Annotated in this window: 2 protein-coding genes and 2 pseudogenes; 3 read left to right on the top strand and 1 reads right to left on the bottom strand. The window is 64.1% G+C overall.

Translation table 11 applies throughout. The annotated features are described in order from the left end of the window. Positions 1–369: 369 nt before the first annotated feature. Positions 370–552: pseudogene (locus ACYCUK_RS23090) on the top strand (IS66 family transposase zinc-finger binding domain-containing protein); the annotation flags it as partial. Positions 553–565: 13 nt separating this feature from the next. Continuing rightward, positions 566–748 (top strand): annotated as a pseudogene (locus tag ACYCUK_RS23085) (transposase domain-containing protein); the annotation flags it as partial. A 168-nt stretch (positions 749–916) separates the two neighbouring features. Here ACYCUK_RS23085 and putA read toward each other — a convergent pair. Continuing rightward, entirely contained in the window at positions 917–4,765 is a 3,849-nt protein-coding gene (gene putA / locus ACYCUK_RS23080) for a trifunctional transcriptional regulator/proline dehydrogenase/L-glutamate gamma-semialdehyde dehydrogenase (RefSeq protein ID WP_461596942.1), read from the bottom strand. Positions 4,766–5,316: 551 nt separating this feature from the next. On the opposite strand from putA, the gene ACYCUK_RS23075 reads away from it, so the two are divergent. Then, positions 5,317–5,511 (top strand): ABC transporter substrate-binding protein (locus tag ACYCUK_RS23075; protein WP_461596941.1); only part of this gene is annotated, 195 nt, incomplete at its 3' end.

Below are 5,511 nucleotides of genomic sequence, written 5' to 3'. Positions count from 1 at the left end.
TCAACTCAGCCACGAGCTGGCGAGCAGGCTCGCCGACTCCAGGGCGTTCCAGGCTGCACGGTCCGGTCTGGTCACCTCAGCGGTGATCCGACTGTACCGCGCTGGTCTGGTTTAAACATACAAGGGCCTCACGCTCAGCACCGGCCACCGGCGCGCCGCCGCTGGCGTTCTCAAAACTCAGACGTGCAGCGCGGCGCTATCGAGACTGGATTCCAAGAAGAGCGCGCCCCTCTGGGCGCGCTCTCAATTGCTCTGCTTCTCGGAAACGGTGGTTAATGAGTCTGAGTCTGGACGCCGCGCAGGGCCAACTCTTCGACCCCAAGACGCGGGCCCTGCTGGTGGCGGAAGAACAGGCCGAGCCCCGGGCAAATGCACACCCCAGCGCCAGCCGCTGCCAGGGCAGCTTCCTCGGATCGAACATCGCTACGAGTCGACTCGGGGCTGTGTGCTGCCGGCCATGCCTTGACGCGTATCGGCGAAGAAATCAGCGAGCAACTCGATCGCGAGCCTACACGCTTCTTCGTGTATCGCCATATCTGCAGCAAGTACGCCGGTGCGCATTGCCCAGGCCGGCAGCAGAGCTGCTGTGCTTATGACGCTGATCGAATCGGCCAAGCTCTGCGGCGCCGACCCCTGGGCATATCTCAAAGACGTGTTGACAAAGCTGCCCACCTGGTCCAACAGCCGTCTGGGCGAATTGCTGCCGCACAACTGGGCGAAAACCATCACCCCTGCAGTCAGTACCTGACCTTCAGCTCAGGAGTCAAGATGATGTTCGCTTGGCGCATGCTGCCCAAGTGTGCATGGATGCCAGGCAAAGTGCCTGCGTTTGCCGGGTCTCAAGTCATGGCACCACGCGCCACGCGCGCGCCTGAGGAGCGCATGGTGCAGCAGCCTTGCTGCCCGATGTTCGGCGTCAACCGATCGTCATCAGGCTGGCGTTACCGCCAGCGGCTGCCGTGTTGACGCTGGTGACTCGCTCGCGGAGCAGCATTTCAAGCGGGTAATCCATCTGCGTGAGCCCGTCGCGTGGCAGTGCGCAAACGGGCACCACCGCATGGGTGTGTTGTGCCAGTTCGGTTTGAAAGGCAAGAAGACCGGCAGGATCGCCGTCGTAGAGCGCCGCGTCGGGCGTCGCGTTTTGCGATGCGAGGCGCACATGGTCGTGCAGGGTGGAAGGCAGCAGCGCGGAGACGGCATCGGTCGCCTTGCCTGAAATCAGCGCGACGTTGGCCGTGGCCAGCGCGGCACCGACTTGCCGCAGCAAGGCTTCTTGCGTGTCGGCGCGGCACAAAATCGTACCCCGTGCCTCAAGCCGGTACTGGTTCTGCTCGCCAACTGGGCCTGGCAACACGGTGACCTGACGCGCCGGGGCATGCGCGGCGTAGGTTTGCAACGCCGCGGTCTCGACGCCCTGGTCTTGCAAGGCCTTGATGAGATCAAGCAGGGGCTGCGGCGTTTGAGCCGTTGACAAAAACGGTCCGCTTCCGGGCGCGATCAACCGGCGCAGATAAAGGGGACCGCCGGCCTTTGGCCCGGTGCCCGAGCGCGAATGCCCCCCAAAGGGCTGCACACCGACCACCGCGCCGATGATGTTGCGATTGACGTAAATATTGCCGGCGCTGATGCGCGAGGTCACGTGCGCGATCGTCTCGTCGATGCGGCTATGGATGCCGAACGTCAGTCCATAGCCCAGCGCGTTCACGGCGTCGATGGCGGCATCGAGCTCGCCGCGCTGATAGCGCAGGACGTGCAGCACAGGCCCGAAGACCTCACGCCCCAGGACATCGATCGACGGGATCTCGATGATTGTGGGGGGTACAAAATAGCCGTGACGGGCATCTTGCGGCAGTTCGGGGGCGCTGACCTTGAAGCCGCGGCCGCGCATCGCCTCGATGTGCGCGGTGATGGTGTCTCGCGCCTCGGCGCTGATGACCGGGCCCACGTCGGTGCAGAGTCGATCGGGCCGGCCGATGGCCAGTTCGGCGGTTGCGCCACGCAGCATCTCCAGCAGCCGGGGGGCGATATCGTTCTGAACCAACACGATGCGCAGCGCCGAGCAGCGCTGCCCGGCGGAGTCGAAGGCCGAGGAGACGATATCGGTCACGGCCTGCTCGGGCAAGGCGGAGGAGTCGACCACCATGGCGTTTTGTCCGCCCGTTTCGGCAATCAGGGGAATGGGCAGGCCCTGGGCGTCCAGGCGTCCGGCAAGCTGCGTCTGAATCAGGCGCGCCACCTCGGTGGAGCCGGTGAACATCACGCCACGGACACGCGCATCGGCAACCAGCGCTGCGCCAACGCGGCCGTCACCCGGAAGCAATTGCAGCGCGCCTGCCGGAACCCCGGCTTCCAGAAGCACGTGCACGGCATAGCTGGCAATGAGCGGGGTTTCCTCTGCCGGTTTCGCCAGAACGACATTGCCTGCGGCCAGGGCTGCGGCGACTTGTCCCGTGAAGATGGCCAGCGGGAAATTCCACGGGCTGATGGCCACGATCGGGCCGAGCGGGCGCTGCACGGCGTTGTGGAACTGCGATGAGACCTGGGCTGCGTAATAGCGCAGGAAGTCCACGGCCTCGCGCACCTCGCCGATGGCGGCAGGCAGGGTTTTGCCAGCCTCGCGCACGATCAGCCCCACAAGTCGGGGAAGTCGCTCTTCGAGAAGGTCGGCTGCGCGACACAGAATCGCCGCGCGATCCTGTGCTGGAGTGGCTTGCCAGACAGGCGCTGCTTGCAGCGCGAGGGTGAAGGCCGTGTCGATCAGGGCAGGATCGGTTTCGATGACCTGGCCCACCGTATCGCGCAGGTCGGCCGGGTTGAGGACCGGACGCGCCGGGCCCTGCACTTCACCGCTGCCCAGGATGGGCCGTGCCTGCCACGACATCTCAAGTCCTGCAAGCCCTGCAGAGGCCAGGGAGCCCAGGCGCTGTTCGTTGCTGAGATCGAACCCGGCGGAATTGTCACGGGTCACACCAAACAGCGCGCGCGGCAGCACGATCTTCTCGTGCCCAGCACCCAGCGGCACCACGCTCCTGGCCAGTTCAGCGGGGTCGGCGATGATGTCGTCGAGGCTCAGTTTCGGGTCGTTGATCTTGTGGACGAATGACGTGTTGGCACCGTTTTCAAGAAGCCTGCGCACAAGATAGGCGAGCAGGGTTTCGTGCGTGCCCACAGGGGCATAGATGCGACAGGGCCGGTTCAGGGTATCGGGCCCGACGACCTCCTCGTACAGAGGCTCCCCCATACCGTGCAGGCACTGGAACTCGTACTGGCCCACGTAGAAATTTTCTCCCGCCATCGCGTGGATGGCGGCTACGGTGTGCGCGTTGTGTGTGGCGAATTGCGGGAAAACGGCGCTGGGCGCCGCCAGAAGCTTGCGTGCGCAGGCCAGGTACGAGATGTCGGTGTGCACCTTGCGCGTGAACACGGGGAAATCTTCGAGGCCGTCGAACTGCGCGCGCTTGATCTCGGAATCCCAGTACGCCCCCTTGACCAACCGCACCATCAAACGTCGCTGGGAGCGGTGCGCGAGATCGATGAGGAAGTCCAGCACGAAGGGCGCGCGCTTCTGATAGGCCTGGACCACAAACCCGATGCCGTTCCACCCATGAAGCGCCGGATCAAAGCACAAGCTTTCTAGCAAGTCGAGGGAGATTTCCAGTCGGTCGGCTTCCTCGGCGTCGATGTTCAACCCGATGTCATAGTCGCGCGCCAGCCGCGCCAGCCGCGCCAGCCGCGGCAGCAGTTCGTCCACGACCCGCTGGCGCTGCGTGCGCGCATAGCGCGGATGCAGCGCGGAGAGCTTGATCGAAATGCCCGGCCCTTCGTAGATGCCGCGGCGCTGCGCTGCCTTGCCGATCGCGTGGATGGCCTGCTCGTAGTCGCGCAGGTAACGCTCGGCATCCTGCGCCGTGAGCGCCGCCTCGCCCAGCATGTCGTAGGAATGGCGGAACCCCTTGGCTTCCCATTTGCGGGCGTTGGCCAGGGCGTCGGCGATGTTCTGGCCCAGTACGAACTGCTCGCCCATGAGCCGCATGGCGATGTTCACGCCCCCACGCACCACGGGCTCGCCACTGCGCGCAACGAGACGGGTGAGGACCGAGGATAGATTGGCCTCGCTGCTGGTTGCAACGAGTTTTCCTGTCAGCAGCAGACCCCAGGTGGCCGCGTTGACAAACAACGAGTGGCCGCCGCGCAGATGGCTTTGCCAGTCGCCGGAGCAGATCTTGTCGCGGATCAATGCGTCGCGCGTGGCGGTGTCGGGGATGCGCAACAGCGCTTCGGCCAGGCACATCAGGGCTATCCCTTCCTGGCTTGACAGTGCGTATTCCTGCAGCAGCGCTTCGACGATGCCGCGCGTGCGTTTGGCACGCAGCTTGGTGGCGAGGTTGCGTGCGGTATCCTGCGCCGCCGCGGCCAGTTTCGGAGGCAGGGTGGCCTGAGCAAGGATGGCGGGGACACACTCGGGCTCGGGCCTGCGATAGGCTGCGGTGATGGCCGCGCGCAGCACGGTTTGCGGTTGCACGTCCTGCGCCAGATCGAGAAATGGCACGACCGGGGATGCTGGATGGTCTTGCTGCGGCGCGGGCTTGAGTTCGCCATCATGCGGGTCGGCCTCCAGTGCGTCTCCACGTTCGAGCCGCTCCAGACCTTGCAGGATCATCTGCTTAACGACGAAATGCGGCGTGCGTCCATGCGCCTCGGCCGCAGCTTTGATACGAAGACGAACATGGTCATCAATTTTTACACCGATGGTCGTCACTGGCATGGTTGCACCTTTCACATGTTGGAGTCTAGAATGGTCACACCTCTTCTTGGAAAAGTAAAGCTTTTCAACTCTTTGGTGTCACCTTTATTCGTTGATAGGTGCAACTTTTGAACGCCATGGCGGTGCACAACAACATTTTCGCAAACCTGTGGCGCACAGCCCCCACGTCGATGATCGGGCGTTCGCCTGAACCGGCGTGCTTGACCGGGGCCGGTGTGCTTGACCCACGCGACGAGAGCCACGTCGAACGGTGCACACCGTCAACCACCTTGTTGGCGCCAAAACCCGATGCGCGTCGCGAATCGATGTCGACACAAGCGATGCAGTGTCCGGCGAGACGGAGGATGTGCTTGCAGGCGTGTGCCGCGTCTGATGCGCCCCTCGCCCCGGGCTGGAATCGAGGTGCGCTTGATCTTTTGCCGTCCGCTGTCGTCCTCTCGCCTGGGACTGCGCATCAACGGACTGGTGCTGGGCATCGGCTCCTGCCGCTGCGAACAACGGCCGGACTGCGGCCACTCACCTTCACATTGCCAAACTAGGAGACAAGCAGCATGCGACACCTGTCCAAGACGATTTTTTTCACCCTGGCCACTGCCGGCCCTTGCCTGGCTGCTGCGCAGGCCTTTGCGGCTTCGCCCATCAAGATTGGCGTGCAGGCGCCGATCACCGGCCAGTACGCCAACGAAGGCCAAGGCATTGCCGATGCCGTGAAACTGCTGGTGAAGCAGACCAACGCCAAGGGCGGC

This window comes from Thiomonas sp., from assembly GCF_054608695.1.
The sequence above is the reverse complement of the archived record's forward strand: the minus strand, read 5'-3'. Positions and strand labels throughout refer to the sequence as shown.

What these genes read in the sequence shown, in the direction of transcription:
- putA (WP_461596942.1), bottom strand. Translation starts at nt 4,765, where the DNA reads ATGCCAGTGACGACCATCGGTGTAAAAATTGATGACCATGTTCGTCTT.